General features: G+C 62.2%; 17 protein-coding genes and 1 pseudogene. 14 read left to right on the forward strand and 4 right to left on the reverse strand.

Annotated elements, in window-relative coordinates; translation table 11 throughout:
• Window positions 1–52 precede the first annotated feature (52 nt).
• The 6 genes from E5679_RS12105 to E5679_RS12130 all read left to right on the forward strand — a co-directional run bounded on the left by E5679_RS12105 (window position 53) and on the right by E5679_RS12130 (window position 13,759).
• Window positions 53–4,636 carry a DEAD/DEAH box helicase gene (locus E5679_RS12105; protein ID WP_171042355.1) on the forward strand — a complete coding sequence of 1,528 codons (4,584 nt, stop codon included), beginning with the start codon at window positions 53–55 and terminating at the stop codon, window positions 4,634–4,636.
• On the forward strand, window positions 4,633–6,444 hold the full coding sequence (locus tag E5679_RS12110; RefSeq protein ID WP_138416177.1) for a UvrD-helicase domain-containing protein: 1,812 nt from the start codon (window positions 4,633–4,635) through the stop codon (window positions 6,442–6,444). Before E5679_RS12105 ends, E5679_RS12110 begins: the two co-directional genes overlap by 4 nt.
• A 13-nt stretch (window positions 6,445–6,457) precedes the next feature.
• Window positions 6,458–9,643 (forward strand): helicase-related protein, encoded by a 3,186-nt coding sequence (locus E5679_RS12115; RefSeq protein WP_138416179.1) that lies wholly within the window; start codon window positions 6,458–6,460, stop codon window positions 9,641–9,643.
• 1 nt (window position 9,644) lies between these two features.
• Window positions 9,645–11,405, forward strand: a complete 1,761-nt coding sequence (gene drmB / locus E5679_RS12120) for a DUF1998 domain-containing protein (RefSeq protein WP_138416181.1) — start codon at window positions 9,645–9,647, stop codon at window positions 11,403–11,405.
• A 274-nt stretch (window positions 11,406–11,679) separates the two neighbouring features.
• Window positions 11,680–12,009 carry a nucleotide pyrophosphohydrolase gene (locus E5679_RS12125; RefSeq protein WP_138416183.1) on the forward strand — a complete coding sequence of 110 codons (330 nt, stop codon included), beginning with the start codon at window positions 11,680–11,682 and terminating at the stop codon, window positions 12,007–12,009.
• Between the two features lie 76 nt (window positions 12,010–12,085).
• Window positions 12,086–13,759, forward strand: a complete 1,674-nt coding sequence (locus E5679_RS12130) for a DNA/RNA helicase domain-containing protein (RefSeq protein WP_338055909.1) — start codon at window positions 12,086–12,088, stop codon at window positions 13,757–13,759.
• Here the strand turns inward: E5679_RS12130 and E5679_RS12135 are convergent.
• Window positions 13,711–14,412: a DUF6308 family protein gene (locus E5679_RS12135; RefSeq protein WP_138416187.1), complete on the reverse strand. Its 702-nt coding sequence runs from the start codon at window positions 14,410–14,412 to the stop codon at window positions 13,711–13,713. The two genes, E5679_RS12130 and E5679_RS12135, sit on opposite strands and share 49 nt — an antisense overlap.
• Before the next feature lie 117 nt (window positions 14,413–14,529).
• On the opposite strand from E5679_RS12135, the gene E5679_RS12140 reads away from it, so the two are divergent.
• Window positions 14,530–16,212: an NERD domain-containing protein gene (locus tag E5679_RS12140; RefSeq protein ID WP_138416189.1), complete on the forward strand. Its 1,683-nt coding sequence runs from the start codon at window positions 14,530–14,532 to the stop codon at window positions 16,210–16,212.
• A gap of 18 nt (window positions 16,213–16,230) precedes the next feature.
• Here E5679_RS12140 and E5679_RS12145 read toward each other — a convergent pair whose 3' ends face one another.
• Both E5679_RS12145 and E5679_RS12150 read right to left on the reverse strand, forming a co-directional pair.
• Window positions 16,231–17,478, reverse strand: a complete 1,248-nt coding sequence (locus tag E5679_RS12145; RefSeq protein ID WP_138416191.1) for a hypothetical protein — start codon at window positions 17,476–17,478, stop codon at window positions 16,231–16,233.
• A gap of 171 nt (window positions 17,479–17,649) precedes the next feature.
• Window positions 17,650–18,231 (reverse strand): DUF7255 family protein, encoded by a 582-nt coding sequence (locus E5679_RS12150; RefSeq protein WP_138416193.1) that lies wholly within the window; start codon window positions 18,229–18,231, stop codon window positions 17,650–17,652.
• A gap of 515 nt (window positions 18,232–18,746) precedes the next feature.
• On the opposite strand from E5679_RS12150, the gene E5679_RS12155 reads away from it, so the two are divergent.
• The 6 genes and pseudogenes from E5679_RS12155 (at window position 18,747) to E5679_RS12175 (ending at window position 23,492) form a co-directional block, all read left to right on the forward strand.
• Complete coding sequence (locus tag E5679_RS12155; RefSeq protein ID WP_138416195.1) at window positions 18,747–19,859, forward strand: endonuclease NucS domain-containing protein; 1,113 nt, start codon at window positions 18,747–18,749, stop codon at window positions 19,857–19,859.
• A 147-nt stretch (window positions 19,860–20,006) separates the two neighbouring features.
• Window positions 20,007–20,243, forward strand: a complete 237-nt coding sequence (locus E5679_RS12160; protein WP_138416197.1) for a hypothetical protein — start codon at window positions 20,007–20,009, stop codon at window positions 20,241–20,243.
• Between the two features lie 95 nt (window positions 20,244–20,338).
• Window positions 20,339–21,130: pseudogene (locus E5679_RS21270) on the forward strand (ADP-ribosylglycohydrolase family protein); the annotation flags it as partial.
• A 200-nt stretch (window positions 21,131–21,330) separates the two neighbouring features.
• Entirely contained in the window at window positions 21,331–21,768 is a 438-nt protein-coding gene (locus tag E5679_RS21275; protein ID WP_249336099.1) for a protein-tyrosine phosphatase family protein, read from the forward strand.
• Between the two features lie 1,093 nt (window positions 21,769–22,861).
• Window positions 22,862–23,149, forward strand: a complete 288-nt coding sequence (locus E5679_RS12170) for a hypothetical protein (RefSeq protein WP_138416199.1) — start codon at window positions 22,862–22,864, stop codon at window positions 23,147–23,149.
• A gap of 46 nt (window positions 23,150–23,195) precedes the next feature.
• Window positions 23,196–23,492, forward strand: coding sequence for a hypothetical protein (locus E5679_RS12175; protein WP_138416200.1), 297 nt, complete (start codon window positions 23,196–23,198; stop codon window positions 23,490–23,492).
• A 719-nt stretch (window positions 23,493–24,211) separates the two neighbouring features.
• On the opposite strand, the gene E5679_RS12185 is transcribed toward E5679_RS12175, so the two are convergent.
• Complete coding sequence (locus tag E5679_RS12185) at window positions 24,212–25,294, reverse strand: hypothetical protein (protein WP_138416204.1); 1,083 nt, start codon at window positions 25,292–25,294, stop codon at window positions 24,212–24,214.
• A gap of 369 nt (window positions 25,295–25,663) precedes the next feature.
• Between E5679_RS12185 and E5679_RS20860 the strand changes: the two genes are divergently transcribed.
• Window positions 25,664–25,831 carry a hypothetical protein gene (locus E5679_RS20860; protein WP_171042356.1) on the forward strand — a complete coding sequence of 56 codons (168 nt, stop codon included), beginning with the start codon at window positions 25,664–25,666 and terminating at the stop codon, window positions 25,829–25,831.
• Window positions 25,832–25,881: the final 50 nt, after the last annotated feature.

The following is a 25,881-nucleotide window of genomic DNA, read 5'->3' on the forward strand; positions in this document are numbered from 1 at the left end:
AGGACCAGAGGGAAACCTGGGCCGATGGCTCGTTGCAGATGGACGAGCCGCGTTGGAGGCCTACAGGGTCAGGCCGGAACTCGTCAAGGAGCACGACGCTCTCGAACGCAGCACTGTGGAAAGCGGCTACGGGCGAAAGCAGCTCAACGAGCTGGCTCAGAACGCTGCCGACGCCATGAGGGGCATGTCCGGCCGGCTGGCCTTCGTGCTGACCGAAAGCTCGCTCTACTGCGCCAATGAGGGCGATCCGCTGACGCAGGGAGGCCTTGAAGCTCTGCTCATGTCCCACTCGTCCCAGAAGCGTGACGACGAGATCGGCCGATTCGGACTCGGCTTCAAATCAGTGTTGCAGTTGACGGACGCCCCGCAGATCATCAGTCGCACTGTCTCCGTCAAATGGGATCGGGCTCGCTCGGCTGCAGTGATCTCCGGAGTCGTCGGGGGCAGAGAACGGTATCCGGCCCTGCGGCTCGCTGAGCCTTTCGACCCGGTCGTCGCTGCCGCCACCGACCAGGTGCTCTCCGAACTCATGGACTGGGCTACTACCATCGTCCGAATTCCGCTCAAGGACCGAACTCCATGGCTTGACGAAGAGCTCGAGCGGTTCCCCCACGAATTCATCCTGTTCGCAGACCATATCGACACCCTCGATCTCGACAATCGCCGCACCGGCAAGCGCAAGACGTGGACGGCAGATCGCAGGCCCTATCCCCATGGGCTGGGGGAACGCGTCGTGCTGCAGGCCGATGGCCAAGCTGAGTCTTGGGACGTCTTCCGGGTGCCCCACCAACCCTCCCCCGAGGCCGCCAAGGACGCCGGCAGCGTTGCTGCCCGCTCCGAGCTGAAGCTCACCTGGGCCGTTCCGCTCAAGAGCCGCGGCCGCGGGCTAGGCAGGGTCTGGAATTACTTCCCGACGCAGTCGTACACGACCCTCAGCGGCATCATCAATGCTGCCTTCAAGCTCAACGAAGACCGCGAGAACATGCTGGCCGGGCTGTACAACGAGGAGATCCTCACCAAGAGCCTGCCCCGGGTTGTCGCATTCGCCCTGCCCGACCTGGTCGACCCTCAGGATCCCGGCAGCATCCTGGACATCCTCCCTGCCCGTGGCCGTGAAGCTCGATCCTGGGCAGACGAGGTCCTCAACAAGCCCGTCATGGCGACAGTCGCCGCCATGACGTTCGTCCCCGACCGGATGGGAGTCCTGCGCGCGGCGAACGAGCTGCAGATCGAACCCGAACTCGACCAGGCCGAGCGACTCGAATCCATGTGGGATGCCGCCGTCGGACGTGAAAGGCCGTGGGCGCATCGAAGCCTGACCAGCAACGCAGCCCGGAATCACACCCTCAATCGCCTTCTCTCGATGGCCAACAAAGAGCGAGCCGGGGTCAGAGCGTGGCTTGAAGAAGTGGTGCATCCGCGGACGGCCGAGAGCTTCCTTGCCGCATTGGAGATCGCGGTTGAGATCAACCAGCGCTTCTCAGAACTTGCAAGCGAAATGCGCTCCGCCCGGATCGTTCCAGCGGGTGACGGATCCCTCCAAGCACCCATCGGCAGCGCACTGTTCGTACCCATCGACGACGACGACAACGCCCCGAACCTCGTGTCCCTCGAATTCGTTCGGCACCGGAATGCGCGTGAGCTTCTCCGGAAGCTCGACATCGGACTCCTCGACGCGCAGGGACGCCTCAAGAAGGCGATTGCCGCAATCAGATCGAACCCGGCAGACCGCGCATCACTGGAGGCGTTCTGGGCTCTGTCGCGGTCAGTCGATCTCCCCTCCGTCCTGCAGCTCCTCCAAGGGCTCGCCAACACTTCCCTGCCTGTCCGCTGCGAGGACGGCCAGTGGCGGCCCATCGGCGAGGTCTGGCTTCGCGGCGACCTGTTCCCCCAGGGAAGCATGGACGATGCATCCCTTGTCGTCGACAGTTCGTTTCATGCTCAAGACATGCGCGTCCTCAAAGCGCTCAAGGTGCACTCCGATCTCGGCGACCCTGTGCAGATCAGCTCGGGGAGATTGCACCAGCTATGGAAGGATGCCATCTCGGAGACGATCGAAGCGCACTTCCGAAACAGTCCCACCCCCGTATCGGGAATCCATCTCGCATTCGGGCAGCCCTTCGCCACCCCAGGACTCGAACTGCTGTCGGACGCGAGCGCCGAAGTCAGACGGCGCGCGACCGAGCGCATCCTCGATCAGCCGCACTATGAAGTGCGAGTCAAGATCAACAACCAATACGTGAGCGACCGTAAAGTATTCGACCCCGACATCTGGTGGGCCCGGAATCACGGAACGCTCAAGACGCCCCTCGGTCTCGTTGAAGCGCGCAACGCCGTCGCTGGATCTCCTGACATCCCCGACGGATTCTTGCCTGTCGCCCTGGATCAGCGCGCCGCCGATCTCCTCGCGCTTCCCGCCGATCCCGCCACCTACAGCTGGCCCTACATCTACACCTTGGCCAATCGGTCCCTGGGACTTTCAGAACTCCACCAGCTCTACGGCATCGCCGCACTGCACGGGTTCCGGAAGCCAGAGCATGTGTCGGTGATGACGAAGCATGGACGTGCCGAGCTTCCTTTCGAAGACGCACAGGTGGCGACCGACCGCCGAACCTACGAGCACTTCGCCCAGAACCGCGAAGCCGCAGTGCTGTTCGTCGAATCAGACGAGCTCCGCCTGGCCTTGGTAGATCAATGGAACCTCCCAGCGCTGGAAGTCAGGTTCGAATCCAAGCTCGTGGCCGAAGGGCAGGGAGACCCCCTGCCGTTGATGAAGCGGATTCCGTTCATCCACAAGGCCGTATCAGGGATTTCGAAACTCATCACCGTTCCGTGCGAGAACATTCGAATCGAAACCACGAACGATGCCGGCGACCCGCCCGCTGTCGTAACGAGACAGGCATATCTCGAGGGAGACACCTTCTACTACCTCGAAACCATGACTCCCCGAATTTGGCTGCAGGCACTGCTGGACAGCACGGGCAAGAAGGTCGACTCAAGAATAGCCCTCGACAACGCCCAACAGGCCAAGAAGGAGCACGATCAGGCCGAAAGGCTGCGGAAGATCCAGGCAAAGCAGACTGATGAAGAGAAGCTGCTGGAGCTGGTAGGCGAATCCACCATACGGTCGCTGATTCCCAACCACGTCTTTGCACTGCTGAACAGCAGAAGTGACGAGGAGATCTCGGGCACAGCTCTCGTGCGGCTCGCAAGCACACTCCATGGGGCAAGCCTTCTCCAGAAGATTCGACCCTTCTTGGAAGAACAGGGGATCGAGACCCCCAGCCAGTTCAAGGGCAGCTCCGCCGCCCGCAGTTTCGTGCGCAAGCTGGGGATCTCGGAGGACTTTGCCGGTTCCAGCGAGATCCGCAAGCCTGTCCGTGAAGAAGTGATGGGCCCCGTACGTCTCAGCGCCATGCACGACTACCAGGTGGATGTCAGCAAGCAGATTCTGGCCGTCCTCGAACGCGAAACCGAGAACCGGGCTATCGTCCAGCTTCCGACGGGGGCAGGCAAGACCCGAGTCGCCGTCGAATCGGTCATTCAGCACGTCGGCCGTTCAGAGGGTCAGAAGCTTGTCGTCTGGGTGGCCCAGACCGAAGAGCTCTGCGAACAGGCGGTGGAAGCATGGCTCTACGTGTGGCAAGGGGCCGGGGTCCCGGAGCAGCGGATGGCTGTAGGCCGCCTCTGGGACGGAAGACGACCCAAGCCCGAAGAGACCCGGCTGCACGTCGTCGTTGCCACCATCCAAACCCTGAGCAGTATCGTGCAGGACGCGGGTGAGCGCGAAGAATACGCCTGGCTCTTCGGCGCCGACATACTCATCGTCGATGAGGCGCACGGAGCCATCGCCCCTACCTACACAGACGTATTCCGGGCCTTCGGCAGAGGCAACTCCCAGAGGGGCAAACCTCTCATCGGCCTCTCAGCAACTCCTTACAAGGGAACCAACGAAGCCGAGACAACACGTCTTGTGAGGCGCTTCGATGGGCATCTCCTGATGCCATCGCTTTTCACGACCGACAATGCCCATGCATATCTTCAGTCCATGGGAGTGCTGGCCCGGGTGCGGCACGAGGCGCTGGACGGGATCGAGCTCCAACTGACCAAGGGCGTCCAGCGCCCGGACCGCGGAGACAGTGCCATGCTGGAAACCCGGATCGATCTGGATGTCGTGGCCAAGAGCAAGACGCGGAACGATACCATCCTGGACCATCTGCATTCTGTCGCGCCCAAAGAGACGGCGCTGGTTTTCGCGGCATCAGTCGACCACGCAGAGGCGCTGGCCGCGACGCTCACCGCGGAGGGCATCCGAGCAGCCGCGATCTCGTCGAAGACTAACCCCTCCGACAGGAGGCGCGAGATCGAGGACTTCCGTTCGGGCAAGATCCGGGTCCTGACCAACTTCGATGTGCTCTCGCAGGGTTTCGATGCACCAAAGGTGGGTGCTGTCTATGTCTGCAGGCCGACATTCACCCCGAACAAGTACCTGCAGATGATCGGGCGCGGGCTGCGGGGTCCGAAGAACGGCGGCAGCGAGGAAGTCCTGATCGTCAACGTCAAGGACAACATCGACCAATTCGGACAGCGGCTCGCGTTCAATCACTTCGAGTATCTCTGGAACCGCGAATCGTGAACGCCTTCGAACTCGACCGCAGCCAGACCGAAGTGGCCACGGCCCCTGCCGAGGACCGGCAGTACGTGATTGCCGGAGCGGGCCAGGGAAAGACCGAGGTGCTCGTATCCCGGATCCTCCACCTCGCAGAGGCGGAAGGCCTGAACCCTGCCGATGAGATCCTTGTGCTCAGCTTCTCTCGCGCTGCCGTCGAAGCCGCGCGGAAACGGGCTCTCTCCGCTGATGTCGATCAAGTCATGATCCGAACCTTCGACTCGCTGGCCAGCGCAATCATCCTCGATCTCCTCGGGCCGGACGGCGGTGCCGAAGGCGGATCCTTCGAACAGCGGATACGCCAGGCCACAGCCTTGGTCGAGGAGCACGGGCTGCCGAGCTTCCTCTTGGGTCTCCGGCACCTGTGCGTCGACGAAGCCCAGGACCTGGTCGGCGACCGCGCCCGCCTGGCGACTGTCATCCTCGAGAACGCGCCAGAGGAGCTCGGGTTCACTTTCCTCGGCGACCCGCTCCAAGGCGTCTACGACTTCCAGCTCCAGGCATCCGCCGCAGAGACGACTGCGCAGCAGCTCTTCGACACTCTCGTCAGCGACTATGGCGCCAAACCCCGAGCCCTCGAGCGCAACTACAGGGCCCAGAGCGAGCGCGCAAGGCAGCTGATCGAGGTCGGGAAGGCCCTCCGCGACACCGACCTCGGGGATCCGCGGGCCGCCGCTGGCGCATACGAGGCCCTCGAGGCCTACCGAGCCGAAGACGCGACAAGCACCTCGTTCCTCGACGTCGGGGCGGTCCTGCGCCCCGACCCCGAAACAGCCGCGATCCTCTGTGCGACGAACTACGAGGTGCTGCTGATCAGCGAGGCACTCGACCAGCAGAGAATAGAACACGGCGTACGTCGAAGAGCTCAGGACATGGGCGCCGCGAAGTGGATATGGCAAGCGCTCCACGAGCTGGCCCCCACAAAGCACCCAGAAGCGACCGTGCTTGAAGGGCTCGACTCTGCAGGGCGGCGGGACCCAGCCGGGGACTGGTTCCTGCTGAAGCAATGCGAAGCCAACTGGCGCGATCCCTGGTCCCTCGACCTGGCCGAACTCGCCCGAAAGATCGCGCGAGGCTCCCTGCCCCTGCCGCTGACAGCCAGCGACTCGCTCCCGCTGACCGTCTCGACCATCTACAGGGCCAAGGGACTCGAGTACGACCATGTGCTCTACATCGAGCCGGACGAGCGCAGCGACTCCCAGCCCGACTTCGCCAGCCTAGTCCGCCGCACCTATGTGGCCCTCAGCCGCGCACGCGAATCCATCTTCTCAGCTCGCCTCGAACGGCCCGGAGGAACCTTCGCACAGAAGCACGCGGCCACAGGACGGTGGACCGAACGCCGGTTCGGGAAGCCCAGGGACTACGCCTCCAGGATGGCCGTCGAATCCTCGGATGTCCGCTCGACGTTCCCATACGCCAGCCGATCGCGCGATGCCCTGCCGGTCCAGTTGGCGATACTCGACTCGTCGATCGGCACCCAGGCGCAGGCCATCCGGATCGTCGACGCCGATGAGGCCAATCCGGCATTCTACGAGTTCCAGACCCTGGAGGGCCGAGCACTCGGCATTTCCAGCGAGAAATTCGGCCGCGATGTCCGAAGGGTCTTCTACAGAGGTGGAGACTTCAAGTGGCCCGTGAGCTTTACATGTCTACGTCTCTCCTCGGTCGAAAGTGCAGCAGGCAGTCCCGAGCAGACAGACGAAGTTGGACTCGGGAGATCAGGGCTCTGGCTCGTCCCGAGGTTCTCAGGCCTGGCCCGCGCGAGTTGGAAGTGAGTTGACCTTAGCCATGAGTCTTGCATCGAAATACGCCTTCCGATCCGAAATGGTGGACCGTCTCGTCACGGACCTCTACGGCCCCGGCGGAATCGACGAGGTCCTCGACGAACGGCCCCTCGACCGCTATCTGACAGGCGTCCTCTGGCCATTGTCCGGCGAATCCCTCGACGCCGTCGCCGACGACCCCGACGCGGGAACCGCCTCAGACGACGAGGTCCAAGACAGCCCAGTCGCGGCTTCCCGCATGACCTACCCCTCGAGCATCGGCATGACATTCACGATCGACACCCGCGTCACCCCTCTGTTCACTGTCCGCCCACAGGCGGCGCGATACGTCCCAGCTGCCCCTGACGGCCAGACCCAGAACGGGTCGCCGTCCGGACGTTGGGCACGTCATGCCCAGGACCTGCCGCCCTTGACGGTCGACGTCTCGAACACCGCTGGGGAAGTCGCGCATCCCGTCCACGGCGAACTGGAGCTGTACGTCCTTGCACGCCCGCCTCAGGCCGACCTGGTCACTGTCACCGTTGCTCTGCGGAACCGTCTGCCCAAGCCAGCCGAAGGTGATAGGGACCTCAACTGCTGGTTCCAAGTGGGACTGACCGTGGAAACACCATTGCCCGCTCTCGTGGACCGCCAGTCCCTCCACACAGAAGCCTCGGCGGAAGAAGACCTGGCCAGCGCGCAGCTCCTCTACAGGAACGCCCGCATATTCGCGGCCGGACACGGCTGTGCCACCACGTGGGGGGACGACGATGTCCAGGGGGCTCTCTGCCAGCGCGTCGCCACGACGTTCGTTCCCCGCCAGGAAGTTCCCCGAGCCATGACCGGTGAAGTGTCGGCGGACCTCCGCCTCGGCTTCCTCAGTCAGGCAGACGCCGCACGAATCGCCGAAGAGCTCGCCCTCCTGGTCAACGAATACCGAAGCTGGATAGCCAGCAAACGCGAGAGCCTCATCGCAGGGAACTCCGGCGAGGACATCCCAGAGCACCTGCGGGCAACCGCAGAACGCCATCTCGAATCCGCATCCGTGGCCGCCGACCGCATCCAAGCCGGCATCGACTTGATCGCCGCAGACCCCCAGGCGTTCAAAGCCTTCCAGCTGGCCAACCGGGCGATGCACCTTCAGAGATCGCGTCAGGATTGGGTGCGTTCGAAGTCAACCGCGGCCTTCACCCTTGACCAGGACCAGGAGTGGCGGCCTTTCCAGATCGCCTTCATCCTGCTCAATCTCCCTTCGTTGACACAGCCAGACCACTCCGAACGCGACATCGCGGACCTCCTCTGGTTCCCGACCGGTGGCGGCAAGACGGAGGCGTACCTCGGCCTGATCGCCTACACCATCCTTCTGCGCAGGCTCCGAGACAACAGCGCCAAGGGCGTTGCCGTGATCATGCGATACACCCTCCGCCTCCTGACGATCCAGCAGTTCGAGCGCGCCGCCATGCTCATCTGCTCCCTCGAGCACCTTCGGAGGGCAGATGCCGACCTGGGAGGGGAGGCCTTCGGCATCGGCTTGTGGGTAGGAGCCGGAGCCACACCGAACGATGCCAAGACCGCAAAGAGGAACCTCGGCAGACTCTCCCGGGGCGAGGACGTGATGGAAGGCAATCCGGTGCAGCTCAAAGCCTGCCCCTGGTGCGGACGTGTCCTCAGCGAGGCGAACTACGACGTCCGCAGACTGCCCTACGAACGGATGGTCATCGAGTGCCCGAGCTCGTCCTGCGACTATCATTCAGGCTTGCCGGTCCATCTGGTCGACTCCGACATCTACCGGGAGCGCCCCGAGCTCGTCATCGCGACAGTCGATAAATTCGCCCAAATGGCGTGGAACGGCGCCATCGCCAATATCTTCGGACGCGCCAATTCTGGCGATCACGGCCCCGACCTGATCATCCAGGACGAATTGCATCTCATCTCCGGACCACTCGGGTCGACCGTCGGACTATACGAATCCGCGTTCGACATGGCAGCCAGCGACGCCTTCCGATCCCCGGAGGAAGCTGCCCGCAAGCCCAAAGTCATCGCCTCGACCGCGACAATCCGCCGCGCTGCGGCACAAATTTCCGCAGTCTTCGACCGCAAATCGCGCCTCTTCCCGCCCCCCGGGCTACTCCCCGACGATTCGTTCTTCGCCGAAAAGGCCCCGCGAGAAAAATTCGGCACCCGCGAGTACGTGGGCGTTATGGCCTCCGGCACAAGCCACGCCACCCTGATGGTCCGCGTCTACGCCTCCCTGCTGAATTCCAGCCTGCGGATTGAGGGCAGCGACGAGGACCGCGATCCCTACTGGACGCTCATAGGCTACTTCAACAGCCTTCGCGTGCTTGGCAGCGCGTACCTACAGGTCAGCGACGATGTCCGAGTCCGGCTCGGGCTCCTCGCAGCCCGGGACGGCCAGCGCAACCAGGTGCGCGACGTGAACCCGAGCGAGCTGACCAGCCGGGTCGCCAACAACCTCATCCCGGTCCGTCTGAAGAATCTCGAGACCTGGTTCGGAGAACCTGGAGTCGACAGCGTGGTCCTGGCCACGAACATGATCTCCGTCGGGCTCGACGTCGACCGCCTCGGGCTCATGGCCGTCATGGGCCAGCCCCAGTCCAGCGCCGAATACATCCAGGCAACCAGCCGCGTCGGGCGCCGCTGGCCGGGGCTCGTGGTCACCATCTTCAACGCGGCCAAGTCCAGGGACCGCTCGCACTTCGAAGGATTCGTCCCGTTCCATCAGGCCATGTACCGCGCCGTCGAAGCCACAAGCGCCACCCCCTTTGCCGCACGGTCCCGGGATCGCGCCCTGCACGGAGCCCTCGTCTCCGCCGTGCGAATGCTCTCCCCCGCAATGGCAGTGGACGGCGCGGCAGCAACACTCGAGGACCACGCGGCAATTGTTGAGGAAATCAAGAGTCACCTGGTGGAACGCGTGTCCCGCGTCGCCCCTCCCGAGGCGGAGGCTACAGACGCCCAGCTCGAGGCGCTGCTGTCGGTATGGGCCATCGAAGCGGCAGGAAAGTCATCCTTGCGGTACAAGGACGAGAAGAACTCTGCCAATTCCCTCCTGATTCGGTACAGCCAGGCTTTGGAAAAGGAGGACTTCGAGTTCTCTCTCGACCACGCGCCCTGGGCAACCCCGGAGAGCATGCGCGACGTCGATGCGGAGACGCCCCTTAAACAGATCTTCTTACGGAAGGACGCCTGACATGGCAGAACTGAAGGTCCGCAGGTCCCAGTTGCTCTCAACCTACGGCGTGGGCGGCCTGCTGCCGGACGAGAACGCCAGCTTCATGGTCGCCAGTCTCGACCAGTGGGACCAGGGACACCTGACCCCCGTCCCGGAGCCCCGACTGGCCCGGGCCCTGAACGTCGCAGCGCTCTACCTGCCGTCCGCCAGCAAAAAGACCGGGTCTGTATCCGTCATCCGTTTCCCCTTCATCCAGTCATGCAGCAAATGCGGACGTCTCGGAGACCTCGCGCGACTCAAATCGGCGTGGAACGAACCGAAGTGCGGGTTCTGCAAGTCTCCTACACTCACTCCCTCCCGCCTGATCGTCATCTGCCAAGACGGACACATAGATGACTTTCCCTATCATTACTGGGTTCATTCGGAGTACTACTCCCCAGATCCCGGAGCCCACCTTCTGGAGCTCAAAGCCCAGGGTCGCACCTCCTCACTCGGTGACATGGTCGTCTCCTGCTCCTGCGGACGGAAACGCAGTCTCGCGGATGCCTTCTTCCCCAACGCCTTCGGCCCAATGCGCTGCAACGGCCGGCGGCCCTGGCTCGGGGGGGCGGCGTTCACGGAGAAGAGCTGCGACAAGAAGCCGCGCGCCACACAACGCGGTGCTTCCAACGTATGGTTCCCTTCAATCGCCTCCGTCATCTCCATTCCTCCCTATTCAGAGGCGCTGTCCAAGGCCGTTGCTGCCGACGCTGGCTTTCTGGCCGATCCCGAGGCCCTCACTCCTGAAGGGCGAGTCCTCATCACGACAGCAGCCAAGAAGTACGGGGGCAAGTACTCGGAGGAGGAGATCATCGCCGAGATCAAACGCCTCTTCCACAACGACGACTCGGGGACGGCCAACACAGCCCAACTCAAGAAGCAGGAGTTCGCAGCACTTGTAGAAGGGCGTGAGGACGGCCCCGGCCGTGACTTCGTCTGCCTGCCGGTCGACGTCGATCCGAGCCTCTACCCTCTGGTGACCGGCGTCCGACGAGTCACCCGACTCCGGGAGGTCAGGGCGCTATTCGGCTTCAGCCGGCTAACCGCCCCCTCAGAGGACAACCCTGATGTCAAGACGTGCACCCTCAGCCCCGAGGACCACAAAGTTCCCTGGCTTCCTGCCGTTGAGAACATCGGAGAGGGAATCTTCATCGCACTCGACCGAGACCGCCTGGAGGAATGGTCCCGCCGAGAATTCGTCCAGCGACGCCTCGCGCAGCTCACAGCAAACGCGAAGACGGCGGCCGCCCAGCGAAAGCAGCAGCCGGCACCCGTCGACATCATCAAGGTCGCGGTGCACACCCTCGCCCACGTTCTGATCGACCAGCTCTCCATGGATGCCGGCTACCCCACATCATCGATTCGAGAGCGACTGTATGTCGACGACGACTCCGCCGGAATCCTGCTCTTCACAGCCTCAGCCGATTCGGCAGGAAGCCTCGGCGGCCTGGCTGCGCAGGCGGACACCGCCGCTCTGGCCAGCGTCTTCCGCGAAGGCCTCCGGCGCCTTTCCTGGTGCTCGGCCGACCCCGTCTGCATCGAATCCACCGGCACGGGCACCGACGGACGCAATCTAGCAGCTTGTCACAACTGCGTCTACCTGCCCGAGACCAGCTGTGAAGGCTTCAACGGCGGGCTGGACAGGGGGCTCCTCTTCGGAACCCCGGGCAGCCGCGACAATGGGCTGTTCGGCGCCTTCGCATCGGTTCTCTCTGGTTTGACTCCCTCGATTGAGCGCTGACATCTCGAGACCGGCGTTCAGCGGAAGGTGGGCACCGAGATGTCTCTGGGCCCTCCGAGATGGCAAGCTCGGTGGACCACGACAGAATTGATTGAACCTCGTCGGAGGGGGTGCACCGCTGGGAGATATGACAACTAGGAGAACCAAGGGGACATTCAACTGCGAAGGATGAGAACGAAGTCACCTCGCCTGGGACTGAAGTTGGGACCCAATCCTCCGCTACTGACGTCGCGACCATCGGAGGATGTAGGAGGCGGTTGATACCGTGCAACACATGACTGCGGATCGAACCGGCCACACATTGAAGGCCCTCAGAGAGCTTGTTCAAGAGAGGAACTGGGGACAATTCCACTCGCCTGAGAACCTAGCGAAGAGCATTTCGATCGAAGCTGCTGAACTGCTCGAATGCTTTCAGTGGGGACCGCCAGAAGACAACTCTGCCGTACGCCACGAGCTCGCTGATGTAATCACCTACTGCCTTCTCCTCGCCGACAAACTGGGGCTCGATCCCCACGACATCGTGCTTGAGAAGCTAGACATCACCCGGGCCAAGTACCCGATCGAGCTCTCACACGGTCGGAGTACTAAGCATGACCAGTTTTAGGATCGAACGCCTGACGCTTGATAGCGAGTCGGTCAAGGTGTGGGCCGCGGGAGATGTCCGGCACCGCAATTGGCCCGTGGTCTACACCCTCAACAACGAGCGCAGCATCTATGTTGGAGAGTCCTTGAACGCGGCAACGCGGATGCACCAGCACATCTCAAGTGGCCGCGAGAACCTGCACGCGGTTCGAGTTATCGTGGATGAACGGTTCAATAAGTCGGTATGCCTCGACCTCGAGTCGTACCTGATTCGGTTCTTCGCAGGCGATGGTAGGTTCACGGTCGAGAACCGCAATGAGGGCATCACAGACGCTGACTACTTCGATAGACCTCACTATCAGAAGGCGTTCGATGCCGTCTTCGAGGCCCTCCGCAAGGAAGGGATGTTCACTCAGACGATCCCTCAGATCGTCAATAGCGATCTCTTCAAGCTCTCGCCGTTCAAGGCCCTCACGCAAGACCAAGCAGCCGCAGTCAATGACATTCTGGAAGGCTTCTTCGATGATCTCGAACACGGGAGTTCGAGCACAATCGTCATCCAAGGAGATCCCGGAACCGGGAAGACAATTGTCGCCATCTATCTCATGAAGCTTCTCAGCGATATTCGGTCCCACCATAACGAGGATATCGTTGAGAGCGATTCAATCTTCGCCGAGTACTTCCTGGAAGGCTACCCCGAGATGCTTCGAAACTTCCGAGTAGCGCTCGTGGTTCCTCAGCAATCTCTTCGCCAGTCCATTCAGAATGTCTTCGCGAAAACGCCTGGACTCACGAGGGACATGGTGGTGACTCAATTCGATGTCGGCTTCGCCGAAGAACCGTACGATCTGCTGATCGTCGACGAAGCCCATAGACTCTCGCAGCGCGCGAATCAATCGTCGGGTATCCGGAACAAGCATTTTGAAGAGATCAACAGGCGCCTTTTCGGGAAAGACGACGATTCCCGGACCCAGCTCGATTGGATCAAGAAACAGAGCAGACATCAGATCTTCCTTATCGATGCTGCTCAAAGTGTTCGCCCGGCCGATCTACCCCGGGAGGTAGTGACATCGCTAGTCTCGGAAGCAAAGGATGACCACCGGCTGTACCGGCTGATGACCCAGATGCGGCTCGCCTCCGGCGAAGACTATGTCGGCTACACCAGGGCGATGCTCAGCTCCTCGCCACCAGAACGGCGAACCTTCGGAGACTACGACTTCACGCTCTACGATAATCTCAAGGACCTGCTGGCGGCAATCCGCAAGAGAGAGCGCGAGTCTGGGCTCGCAAGAATTGTCGCAGGCTACGCCTGGCCTTGGGTTAGCAAAAAGAACTCCAAGGTTTACGACATCGAACTCGACGGCTGCAAGCTCCGATGGAACTCGACAGACCGCGACTGGATCAACTCGCCGAAGTCAATTGACGAAGTCGGATCGATCCACACGGTTCAAGGCTATGACCTTAACTACGCGGGCGTCATTATCGGACCTGAGCTGAAATACGACCCTGACCTGCAGCGTATCGTAGTCGACCGCGAACGCTACCACGACAAGAAGGGCAAAGAGAACAACTCGCGCCTGGGCATCAGCTATTCAGATGAGCAGCTCCTCGAATACATCATCAACATCTATGGGGTGCTTCTCACTCGCGGAATGCTCGGGACTTACGTGTACGTCTGCGACCCGGCTCTGCGCACATATCTAGGTCGGTTCATACAAAATGCTCAGCCTTCCTCTTCAAGGTCAACGATTTCAGGTCCACGAACGCCCTGACTCCCGTACATCCACAGCACTACATCGAGGATGCGCAAGAGCGAAATATCGTGTAGGCCCGTCGCGGACTGCAGCGAACGAATTCTTTCGACGAACGCCGAGTCCAAGGCGAACGCTTCGTGCCAGGCGCGCCAGATGCCCAGGCTGTCCCTGAACCCAGTTACTCTCCCGACCACAGAGTCATAGATTGGGAAGAGCGCCGGCCGCTTCCGCGCCATCAGCTTGCTCGTGGCCGTGGGACCGACGCCCCAACGTTCGCGTCCATGGGCACGCAACAGCCGCCAAAGGCGAATGGCCGCGCTGGCGTCGCCGAAGTACTTCTCGTGGTCGTCCAGGGGGAGTTCTTCCAGAGCAAGGTCGACGGGAATCTCCGAGAGCAGCTCGGTGATCTCGGCTGCATGCTCACCGAGGATGCCTAAAGCTCCTTTAGCCGGTATGTGAATGGACAGGCACGAGACGGCCACGATGTCATCGGCAGTCAGCTCGTCCGGAACCCGTCGTCCCAACCGCTCGAAGTGGGCGCCCTCGTACTCCTTGCCCTCCCACGCCCCGAGCCCGAAATACTTCTCGAGGTGCTCCCGCGCGTCGTCATCGGAGATACTCCCGAAAGCAGCGGTGACCTGTGCTCCCGAACCAAGAGACGTCGTCGTCATAATTCCTCCCCTTGATAGAAATTCGCACTGTTCGCCAACCTACCCCGCACATCCGACAAAACCGTGCAACCTTCGTGGTAGAACTGCGCTGAACCACGCATGCAAAAGGGGACAGCAATGGCGAGATCGCTTCCGGAAGATCCCGATTTCGGACCAGGCCACGAAGCCGAAAGAGTCGTTTGGGAAGTCCTCGTCGCAGCGCTGCCGGACGACGTCGTCGTCTGTCACTCCGTTCAAGTACGCCACGGCACCGCAGAGCACGAAATTGACCTGCTCGTCCTATGGCCCGGAATCGGTATTGCTTGTGTCGAGGTCAAGGGTGGGCTCGTCAGCGTCGACGGGGCCCAGTGGTACCAGTCGGATAAGGGTGGGCGGCACAAGATCAAGAGCCCAGTCGCGCAGGCCCAGTCCGCGATGCACGGCTTCATCGAGATGACCGGAGACCAGCTCGGAACTCCCCTGACGAGCCGCACGATCTACATCGCAGCACTCCCCTACACCAGCGTCCCGAAGGACTGGGCTATGGCGGGCATCCCGCGCAGCCTGATCCTGGACAAGGACGACGTCGCCGCCAGCCTCCAGCTGGTTGAGCGCCTGCGCGCCGCGATCCTGATGGAAGCCCGAGGGGTGAGCAATTTGAGCCCCGAGTACGCCGCGCGGATCGAACGGTTCGTGGCAGCCAAGCTCGAGGTGGATAACAGAGATGCATCCGCTAGCCTCGAAGTCGAGGACGCGCAGGACACTCTGACCGAGAAGCAAGCGGTGCTCCTCGGTGCGACCCGCTCACTGAAGCACGTACGTTTCATCGGAGGTGCGGGGAGCGGCAAGACATGGCTCGCCGTCGAGAAGGCCAAACGGCTCTGCCGCGAAGGCAAGCGGGTTGGCCTGTTCTGCTACAACAAGGGCCTTGGAATGCACCTCAAACGCCGCGTAGATAAGTGGCGGCAGCGCAAGCCCGAATTCACGGGCGAGTTTCACGAATACGCACTCGCCATGGGCGTGCCTGCCGGGGAGGGGCAGGACTACTACGACCGGGAGATGCCACGGCAGCTCGCCGGCATCGGGAAGCAGCTTCCGCCCGAAGAGAAGTTCGATGCCATCGTCGTAGACGAGGCACAAGACTTCGCTCCGGAATGGTGGGACGCTCTTCTCGCCTGCGTGAACAATCCCAGCGAGGCCGTCGTGTACGCATTCATGGACGGTCAACAAGACGTCTATCGACGCTGGGACGGACAGGGAACGGTCGGGGCGAACGGTAGCGGTATCCAGCTCGAGCCGATTCATGTGGATGACAATCTGCGGAACACGCGGAAGATCGCCGAGACGTTTCGCTGCTTCGCCGGCGAACACTTCACGCCGCGCACCTCCACTGGGCTGCCCGTGCGGATTGTTCCCTGCACAACAGAGGAGGCGCTGGACTACGCCTCAGACTGCGTCGACGCCCTCATTGCCGAGGGCTGGGCGAACAACCAGATCGCGCTCCTCACCACCAAGAGCCGGCACCCAGTGCATCAGGAAGCGTTCGACGCCGGCCCCGACGCAACCGCTGACTATTGGCGCGAATTCCACGACGACGTCAGCGAGTTCTATGGTCACGTCCTCGGATTCAAGGGCCTTGAGCGATCAGTCGTGATTCTCTGCGTCAACGGGTTCAAGGAAATGACCCGGGCCGCGGAACAGCTGTACGTGGGTCTGTCGAGGGCACGGAGCCTGCTGGTTGTTGTGGGTGACCCTGAGCTCATCGCCGAAGCAGGTGGCCCCGAACTCGCGAGGGCGCTGGCGAAGGCTGAGCGTTGGTGACGATGTCCCGCCCCTCAGTCAGCCCTCCTCGACGCGTTCCTCCTCCTTGATGGCCTGACGGAACGCTGCGACCCCGTTGGAGAACCTGTCCTTCGTCGACCTCATGCGGCCCAGGCCCTCGTTGCCGAGATTCCTCGCGGCGTCGACGCCCTCTGCTCCCGTCACGAGCACCTTGTCCTTCACCTCCACAACCGCGTCCACCCACCGTTGCGCCTCGAGCGACTGCCTCCCAGACTCGATCCCGAGCCTCCCCTGGAAGTCGATGACGCCCGTCGCCACGTGATTGCTGGAATCCACGACGCTGCGGGATGAAGTGGGGTGTAGGAGCACCTTCGTGTTGGCCCACTTGGCGGCCGCATCGATGCGGGACAACAAATGCTCAGTGCTCCGCGCAATCAGCTCGCGCCGGTTCTGCCGGGCGGCCCGGAGTGCGAGGCGATGCTGGTCCAGGTCCTCGGGAGACGCGTCCAGAACGCGGTCGAGTTCCAGCACAGAAATCGCATCTTGCAGTTGGAAGCAACGAGCCAACACGGCGAGCCACTCCTGAACTTTGGACTCGGCTTCCTTGGAAGCCTTGGCGAGATCACCGATCTTGGCCTTGTGCTCGAGCTTCTCCGCAAGAGCGTCGAGCTGACGCAACGCGTACCCCTGCGTTCTTGCGATCGTCGCAGTCGTGCCCTGCACCTTCGACCAGGTGACCTCGGAAACCCGCCCAACCTGTTCTCGGATGGTCATGGCCTCCTCGATGACGAAGTCCACCCCGATCATGTCTGCGAGCACGGCGTCCTTCTGGGCGCGCAGCACGTCGTCGACCTTCTCATCGATTGTGGCGAGATAGTCGAGGATCTCATCCATGGTCTGCTCCATGGCTACCTGCGCCATGATTCCGGCGGCACCAGCAAGAATCGCCGGATTGGTCGCCAGCGAGGCCGGTCCCTTCACGAATTCGACAAATCCCCTGATCTGGCCGTCGCTCCCCTTTAGCACTCCGGTACTGAGGCCCGACTTCGAGCTTTCCCTCAATCCGAACGCTTTGACCCGCTCCGCCGACTCCTTGGTCAGTTTCACCCACCGACCTGAGTTGGCTGCAATCTCGGAATGTGCCTGTACGGCGCCAGCAGCGGTATTGAGGGCGGGTCCGAGCCGTTGCAGCCCGAGAGCCCTCGACGGCAGCCCCTCGGAGGCGAGAAAGCGATCGACGGCGGCGGCGTCTCCAATGACCGCCAGTCCATCGCCGTCACTGATCAGCTGAATCTTGTTATCCATCGACGGCTCCTAAAGGGTTGGCAGAGAAGAGGTTCTTCTGAGTGGGGAGTGTAGTCGGCACGTGCGACGGCCACCGCGGGGGTTGAGGTGTTTGAGGACTGCGTCGCCAAACCGACCGGGCGCCGCCCCTCACACCGTACGGTGCCGGATCTCTTTGACGAGCGAACGAATTCACTCGATGAGCGCTGCGAGTATGTAATCGCGATGTCTGAACCATGCTGCCCGCCCGTCACCGTCGAAAATCGGGATGCGGATCAACGGTGGGTGGCCCATAGCCGGAACGGCTAAGTCGCGAAGGGCGTCATAATAGGCGCGCTGCCGCTGTCGTCCACCGCGGCCGAAGCCAGAGGCCTCCTTCGTCGCACGGTACTTGTCGGCCTGGGACGCCAATTCTTGGCAGTGAACTGAGTATGCCCCTAGATCGAAGGCAAGGGGAATCCCGTCGGGATAGAGCTCAAGAGTCTTCAAACGAAACGAGGTGAAGTGCTGCATTTCATCCGTCTCGATGAACGTTCCAGTTGGCCTATGAATGAAGTCCCCCGGAAGCGGCGTTAACTTCTTCGCCGCCTGAACGCTCGGATCTCCTCCGAGCTCCCGAAAGATGACATCGAGTGCGTCCCAGGCGTCAGCGGCTTCAGGGGGCAGCCCGAAGTGGCCTCGCTGATTGATCCAAGGCACCTTTGCCTGATCTAGCAAGACGCCATCCCGAGCGGCAGCCGCTTGAAATGAGGCTTGCGCCTCGCCAACAGGCATATTTGCACCATCCTCGAGCTGTAGTGGTCTTATCAATCAATGACTGCGGATAGCGGCACAGCAGCCCAGTCTGGAGGAGGAGAACATCCCAGTTTTGGCCGAGACTGATGGTCCGAACGATCTTCTCACCGTAGCATCGAGAACTCACCGACCACGGCAGTGACGCTGGATGCTCCATTAGGAGATCTCAGCGCGACTGCTACACCCGGTGTGACGAGACCTACCTGTGCGACGCTCGTTCACCCCGATCACTACCCTCCGGAGAAGACCAATGAACCTTTCCTCCCAAGTGACGGCACCGCCGGCAATCCTCGTCGCGATGCCTACTGTCTTCCAGCTCAGCGCCCCCGCCGAACTGTGCGCCGAGTCCGCCATCGTCGAGGCAGACTCAACACGAGCAGGGCGAATTCCCTGTGAAGCCTCGCAAATACGTTTGGGAGAAGTGGAGCGGATCTCAGCAGATCACGATACGGTCGAGAAGTGCGCTACATCCGCTTAGTCAGTAGGAGGGGACAATGCCTGTGGAGGTAGGACTCTGGCGCATTGACGAACGCGCCGAGCGCGTGCACCAGCGACAGATGCCATTCGAATCCAAACTTGAACAGCTGATCCTCGACGATCCGGAAATCCTGGAAGCGAAGCTACTCCTTCTGGGCAGCCAAGTGCCGACAAGATATGGCAAGTTCATTGACATCCTTGGACTTGATGCCGAAGGAAGCCTCCACGTCCTAGAACTCAAGCGAGATCGAACCCCGCGTGACGTCGTTGGGCAGATCCTCGACTATGCCTCGTGGATCCAAGAGCTAGGCAACGCTGATGTCCGTGACATTTTCGACGCAAATCATCCCGGCGCGAGCCTAGACGAAAGGTTCGCTGAACGGTTCGACGGTGCACCCGTCCCGGACGAACTCAACTCGGCCCATCGACTCACGATCGTCGCGAGTGACCCTGACCCTGCGACTGAACGCATAGTCACCTACCTCAACAAGTTCCACGGCGTTCCGATCAACGTCATGAAGTTCCAGTACTTTCAAGACAATGGTCACGAGTATCTGGCCCGAACATGGGTCGTGGACGAGGCCCTTCCGACTGCATCGACAGTAACCGGCCGATCGGCTTCGACAAGGGCAGTCTGGAATGGTCGAGACTGGTACGCAGCCTTTGGGCATGTTCCGGCTGGAGGCCGCAACTGGGACGACGCCCGAAAATATGGCTTCATCTCGGCTGGGGGCGGTGAGTGGTACTCCAGGTCCCTGAAGAGCCTTCCCGAAGGGGCTCGCGTATTCGTTCATGTCCCCAAGCACGGTTATGTAGGAGTTGGGATCGCGGCAGGACCAGCGCGCCCAACTGATGAGGCTGTGTTGACTCATGACGGCGTCGCCCAGCCCTTCCGGTCTCTGGAACTTGCTGGAAGGTACTTCGACCCATCGAGCGAGGAACGAGACGACACAGCCGAATACGTCGTTCCGGTGGTTTGGATCAAAACTGTGTCGCTGGAGGACGCGTTTTGGCGTCAAGGATTGTTTGCTAATCAGAACAGCGCGTGCAAACTCAGAAATCAATTCACTATCGACGAGGTCTCGAAGGCATTCGGACTGGGCGACGAGGAAACTTCGCTCCCTAGCTGACCGCATCTGCCGGGTCTAAATGTCGTTCGCGAGGCCTACGACACCGCACCCCACCTAGAGCCCCGCTCGAGGGGGAGCGCGGCGTCATCGTAGGCCTCATGGGGCCCGTGCCCTCGTGCTCGAGCTGTTCGGCACCCCGCTCCCCACTTGTTCGGCCCCACCGCCCGACAGGCGACTCGCGACTTCGCCGCCGCGCTCGCCACCGACCCGCGCCGGCTCGCCGCGGGGCCGACCCGCTCCCATGGCAACGTCGCCAGCACTCCTGTGCGCGCCGCCGTCCGCCGCTTCGCCTACAGCGGCCTCGCCGTCCAGCGGCCGGGTGCCGAACCGCAGTTCGCCCACATGAGCGTCTGGGACGCTGCGCACCCGCTGGCCACCGTCTGACTCCCATCCCGTCCACCCTTCCATCCGCCACCAAAGGAGTCCCCATGAGGCTTTCCCCGCTCCAGAACGACCGCGCCGCAGGCACCCTCGTCACGATGGCCGCCGGCGACGCCCTCGGCGCCGGCTACGAGTTCGGCGCTCCCCTGCCGGACGGCACGCCCGTCGCCATGGTTGGTGGCGGTCCCTTCGGCTTCGCCCCCGCTGAATGGACCGACGACACCTCCATGGCCATCCCCCTCGCCGAATGCCTCCTCGCCCAAGCCGGCGCCATCGACGCGGGCAAGTCCGTCGACTGGAGGATCGCCGCTCGTGCTTGGGCTTCTTGGGCGCGTGAGGCGAAGGACGTCGGCTCCCAGACGCGCGCGGTCATCTCGGCTGCGCGGGGCCTCGCCCGAGGAACGGACGACGGCGAACTCACCGCTGCCCACTTCGTCGCCGCTTCTGCGGCTCACCTCGAGCGGACCGGCCGGGGCGCCGGAAATGGCTCACTCATGCGCACCGCGTCAGTGGCGCTCGCATTCCTCTCGCGGCCCGAGACTGAACTCGCCCGCGCCGCCGCCGAAGCCTCGGCGCTCACGCACGCCGACCCCGATGCCGTTGACGCCTGCGCCCTCTGGCGCCTCGCCATTCGCCACGCGGTCCTGACCGGTCGGCTAGATGTTCGTATTGGGCTTGGTCTTGTCGATGCCGATCGCGTGGGGCTCTGGGAGGAGCGGATTGCCGCGGCGGAGGCGTCGCGGCCCAAGGACTTCACGAACAACGGCTGGGTGGTCGAAGCCCTCCAGGGAGCGTGGAGCGCAATCGTCTCGACCGCGTCGGGGAACAAGGGACCGGCCCAGCTGCGGGCGGCGCTTGAAGACGCGGTGCGCGGCGGACATGACACCGACACCGTAGCCGCCATCGCCGGCGGCCTCCTAGGCGCTGCCTACGGCATCTCGGCGGTGCCGTTTGAATGGCGGCGGCGCCTGCACGGCTGGCCCGGGCTGACGGCCCTCGACCTTCAGCGGCTTGGCATGGAGCTCGGCCGCGGTGATGGGCCGCGGGTTGGCGAGTGGCCCTCGGTGGAGAAGTTCGACCACTCGGATATGTGTCTGCTTCCGCCGGGGAGGCGGTTGCTCACCCGGCCGACTCCGGCGTGCTCCTCGGCGCCGCACCGGCCACGTCGCACGACGACTACGACGCCGTCGTCAGCCTCTGCCGGATGGGCACCGCCGACGCCAACGTGCCCTCCGAAGACCACGCGCGCTTCTGGCTCATCGACTCGGCGCTCGCGGCAGACAATGCCCACCTCGAGTTCGTCCTCCACGACGCAGCCGACGCCATCGCCACCTTCCGCGCCGAAGGCAAGCGCGTGCTCCTGCACTGCGTGCGCATGGAAAGCCGGACGCCGACAGTGGCTGCCCTGTATGGGGCGAAGGTCCGCGGGGTTTCGGGAGCCGAGGCGCTCGACGAGATGCGGGAGGTGCTCCCCGCGGCCCGGCCGAATCAGGCCTTCATGGAGGTTCTGCGGAAGATGTCGGCATAAACCGCGCGACGGCAAGCGCCTGCGTTGGGGGCAGGCGCTCGCCGCCGCTTCCTCCTAAGGCGAGGAGCCGCAAGCAAGATGCCGCGAGTCGGACTGGATCGACCGGAGCCTGAGACTTGAAGGGCGTATCTGCGTGGAACACGAAGATGGTGCTGCGTGGTCGCAGCGCAATACGTAGATGAGGCGGAATATCGACATCATTTCCACGGAGTTAGGCCCAAGGGCACCACTGAATTTTCAACCGACTCGCAGCCCATCGGGACTAAGTATATTGACCTGCGGGCCCGTCAAGGGAAGAGTTTGCTCGTCGGAGCCAATTGAGGCGATGCCCAGTCCCGTGGGGTGCGTGCTGATGAAGATGTGATGCGCCCTCACGTGCAATGTGTGGGGGGAGATCAAGAATGAAATGCTTTCGCGTGTTTTCAATCACCGTTTCAGCCGTTGCCCTGATTTTGGTTGGGCTATCCGTACCGGCCCAAGCTTCGTCGGGGACGAAAATCTCTTCGAGCGATCGCCAGCATGTCCTCGAGTTCTTCCGAGAATATTCCGTGCCACCATCCCGGTGGGGACCCCTCATCAAGGAGTGGGAACGCGGAAAGCCATGGGATTCGGTAAAGGGAGGGCAGCCCGCGAGCATCGAAATGCAAGACCGGGCGGACGCGACAGTCAGTATCAGCAGGTATCCCGACGGTTCGGTGAAGGTGAGCAGTCTCGAAAAGCCAATCCAAGCAGTCGGCGGAGGCGGCGGAGACGGCACTACTCCTTACGCCAGTGTCTCGGGTTGCCGAGTCTTCACCGGCAGCGGTTACGCCGTGTATCGCGGCTGCAGGGTGGAGAACCAGTGGGGCAACATCTACCTGGGCTTCAATGCAGACTACGAAGTGTGGCCAGGTTACGGTCAGATCGATGGGGTCGGGAACCAGACGGCTGGGTGTTGGGGCTGGGGATGGAGCTGCGACCAGCCCTGGTTCGAGCCGATCAAGTCCGGCTCGGACGGTTGGGGGCCGGGTACGGCCAGAGCGCACAGCTGGATACACTCGCCGTGGGGATCGTGGGACGTTTGGGTGCAGTTGAACGTGAGTGGGAGCGGTGCATGGGCCACGAGTTCGTAGCGGGCTTCCCCGTTCAGGAGGCCGCGCTGGAGCCGAACTACTGGCTCATGGGACTCGCCGCGGCGCCCACCTTTCTAGTGGTGGTTTTGGAGCTCGCGGTCGTGGTCCTGGCGCTGACGGACCGTGGGCAGGCGATGTGGGCTCGCTATTCTTGGGCGCTCATCGTGGTTATTGCTCCATTGATCGGCGCCCTCGCATTCCTCATAGTGCGGGGGAAGGAGCGCCTGCGCCAACTGCGGCGCAGATCCGAGCGTTCACGAGCGGTGTAGTAACTTAAGCGATCGAACGTGTGACTTGAGCCTAAGAGAAACTTCTTTGCCCCGCCCCGTCGTGCTCTCCGAGCAGGACCTACCGCACCAGATCCTCGTCGTCGATCTCGCCCAGCGGCTCGAAGGAGTTCGCGATGTGCATGACGCTGCGGAGAAGTTCGACCACTCGGAACACGTGGCGGAGTCCGAGGTGCGTGTGGTGTCTCACCCGGCCGACCCGGGCGTGCTCCTCGGCGCCGCACCCGCGGCCTTGCGCGACGACTATGACGCCGTCGTCAGCCTCGGCCGCATGGGCACCGCCTGCCCATGTCCCCACCGGAAGACCACGCTCTCTTCTGGCTGATCGACTCCGCGCTGTCACAGGACAACGCGCACCTCGAGTTCGTCCTCCAGGACGGGGCCGACGCCGTCGCCGCCTTCCGCCGAAGGCAAGCGTGTGCTCCTGCACTGCGTGCGGATGGAAAGTCGGACCCCGACCGTCGCCGCTTTGTACGGGGCTAAGGTCCGCGCCGTCTCGGGAGTCGAGGCGCTCGACAAGGTGCGGGCCGTGCCACCTGTGGCACGGCCCAATCGGGCCTTCATGGACGTGCTGCGGGGAGTGACGGCATAAGCCGCACGGCGACCAGCGTCCGCGTTGGCGTGCGCTGGCCGCTTGCCAGAAGAATGTCAGATCCACTTGTTAGTGCCATGACGATCAGAACCGAGCTCACTGCTCAGGAGTGCAACGAGCAGATGATGGAACGATAGGCGTCCGGCGAGACGCTTGAAACAATTGGCTCAAGCTACGGCGTGACCAGGGAAGGGCGGCAGATTGTCGCAAAGCTTGGCGGGGCGATCTGCGGAAGAGTTTCCTGCGCCCGCGCATCGCCGCCCGTGAAAATGCCGCGGCCACTGCGAGTACATAGTTTCTCGCGGCACATGGTGGACGGCTCAGGCTCACCACAACTGTATTGTGCTTGAAGCACAAGCCGGACGAACTAGACCTTCGGTCTCATCGATCCGGAATGTCCTTTTGAACCTGGGGCGAGGCGCTGCGGGTGGGACTGGACGTTCATCGCCCGCCTAGTTCCCATTGAACTGCGCGACGAGCGTCACAAGGGATGCCACATCGTCAGGAGTCAGGTCATTGAGGAACAGGTTGGGTCGCCTATGCCCGATGCCCTTCTGCTGGATCTCCGCAATAGCTCCGGTGAAACTCGGTAAGAGACTGATCCGCTCCAAGAGGCCCGCGACCCTCGTTGTGACTGAATCGTCACGGAACTTTGCAGACGGGATGAAGTTCAACTCGAGTTTCGTGGTCGCTGGCGGGTAAAAGATAACGGTAAGTTCGCCTACTTTCCCGACTTCCGGATCTTTGATAATCACACCCCCAGCAGGGTCGAGCGCCGACTTCCCCTCAAATTCCAACCCTGACTTCGCAATCGTTCGAACAAAGGCGTCAAATACGGGGACCGATCCTGCATCTCTCGCCTCAAGATCAGACCTGATGACATCTGACGTCCACAGTTTCCGCTCGCGTCCGTCGACCGACGCCCTGATGGATTCCTTCGCCGTGGCGAGTTCCTCACCGTACACCGTCGGGAGGAGCAACTCGACTGATCCGTGACGGAGCCGGGAATACTCCACGGCGATCACCGACGCGTTCCCGCTGATGCTGTTCAAGTACTCCATCATCCGCTGGAGAGCTGGATTGATTGCGTCGACAGCGATTACGAGTCTAAAGGAACCAGCATCAAGAGTTTGCTGGAGCGCTTGACGGTACCCTGGCGTCTGAGATTCAAAGTCGGCGATGGCCGATCGGCCCACGCGACGAGCCCAAAGTTCATCAAACCTGCCAACCTGCATTCGCCACAATGCCGAGGCGTAATCAAAGAGTTGGCCTACGATCTCGCGCCGAACTTGAGGGTTTCTCGCCAGCTTGCACTCGACGATCGCGATCGCGGCGTCGGAACCGAGGACCACGAGATCGGCTGGCCCCGGGTCAAGCTGAAGTTCGCGGCACGCCGCCGAACCGTCGCCGACGCCCGGCACGAGCTGGGGGTGCTCGAGGAGCAGATCCTGAAGCTCCTGTTCGAGCAGATACGCCTCAGCCGACGGCTCTTGCCAGGAACCGTCGCTACTCCGAACGAGAATCCTCTGCCCCATCTGCCCTCCAAGACTGGTTTGTAGAGCTGAAAGCGAGAATATGCCCCACAGATACCGATGGAAAGAGGTGCGTCAGATGGTGACCACTTGCGGAGAACGAGAAGCTCCGGTGGCAGAATTCGAGTACAGGCAAGTGTGGTTACAAGCATCCGCACTCTGCGATGCTGTCTGAACGGTCGGCATCCCCAGTGACCATTCTCGTCAGCTGTTCATTTGTCGATCTTTGTCCGCACGCCCATCAAGGGAGCGAAGGCATTTCCCTGACACTACAGGAGGTCAACATGGCCGACGGATACGAGGTCTTCGATACCGGCCACGACAAAATGGCAACCTATTCGGAGGCATCTCACTCCCCAAGGCTGCCAGCAAGTGCTCGACGCTCTGCAAGCTCTAAATCTGGCTGGCGAGGAAGAAAGGATGCTGGAGCTCAAACACGCCACAAAACGCAGAATCATCGCAATCCACGACCTCTACGACGTCGAATTGCACCCCGTCCTCGAGTACCTTCGAAACGCACGCCCCGAATCAGAGAATTGAGCGGCTCGGGCTTCCCGACTCTCAAATCCGGCTGACCGGCTATGCTCCCT

It is taken from the genome of Sinomonas gamaensis (genome assembly GCF_005876955.1).
GTDB lineage: Bacteria > Actinomycetota > Actinomycetes > Actinomycetales > Micrococcaceae > Sinomonas > Sinomonas gamaensis.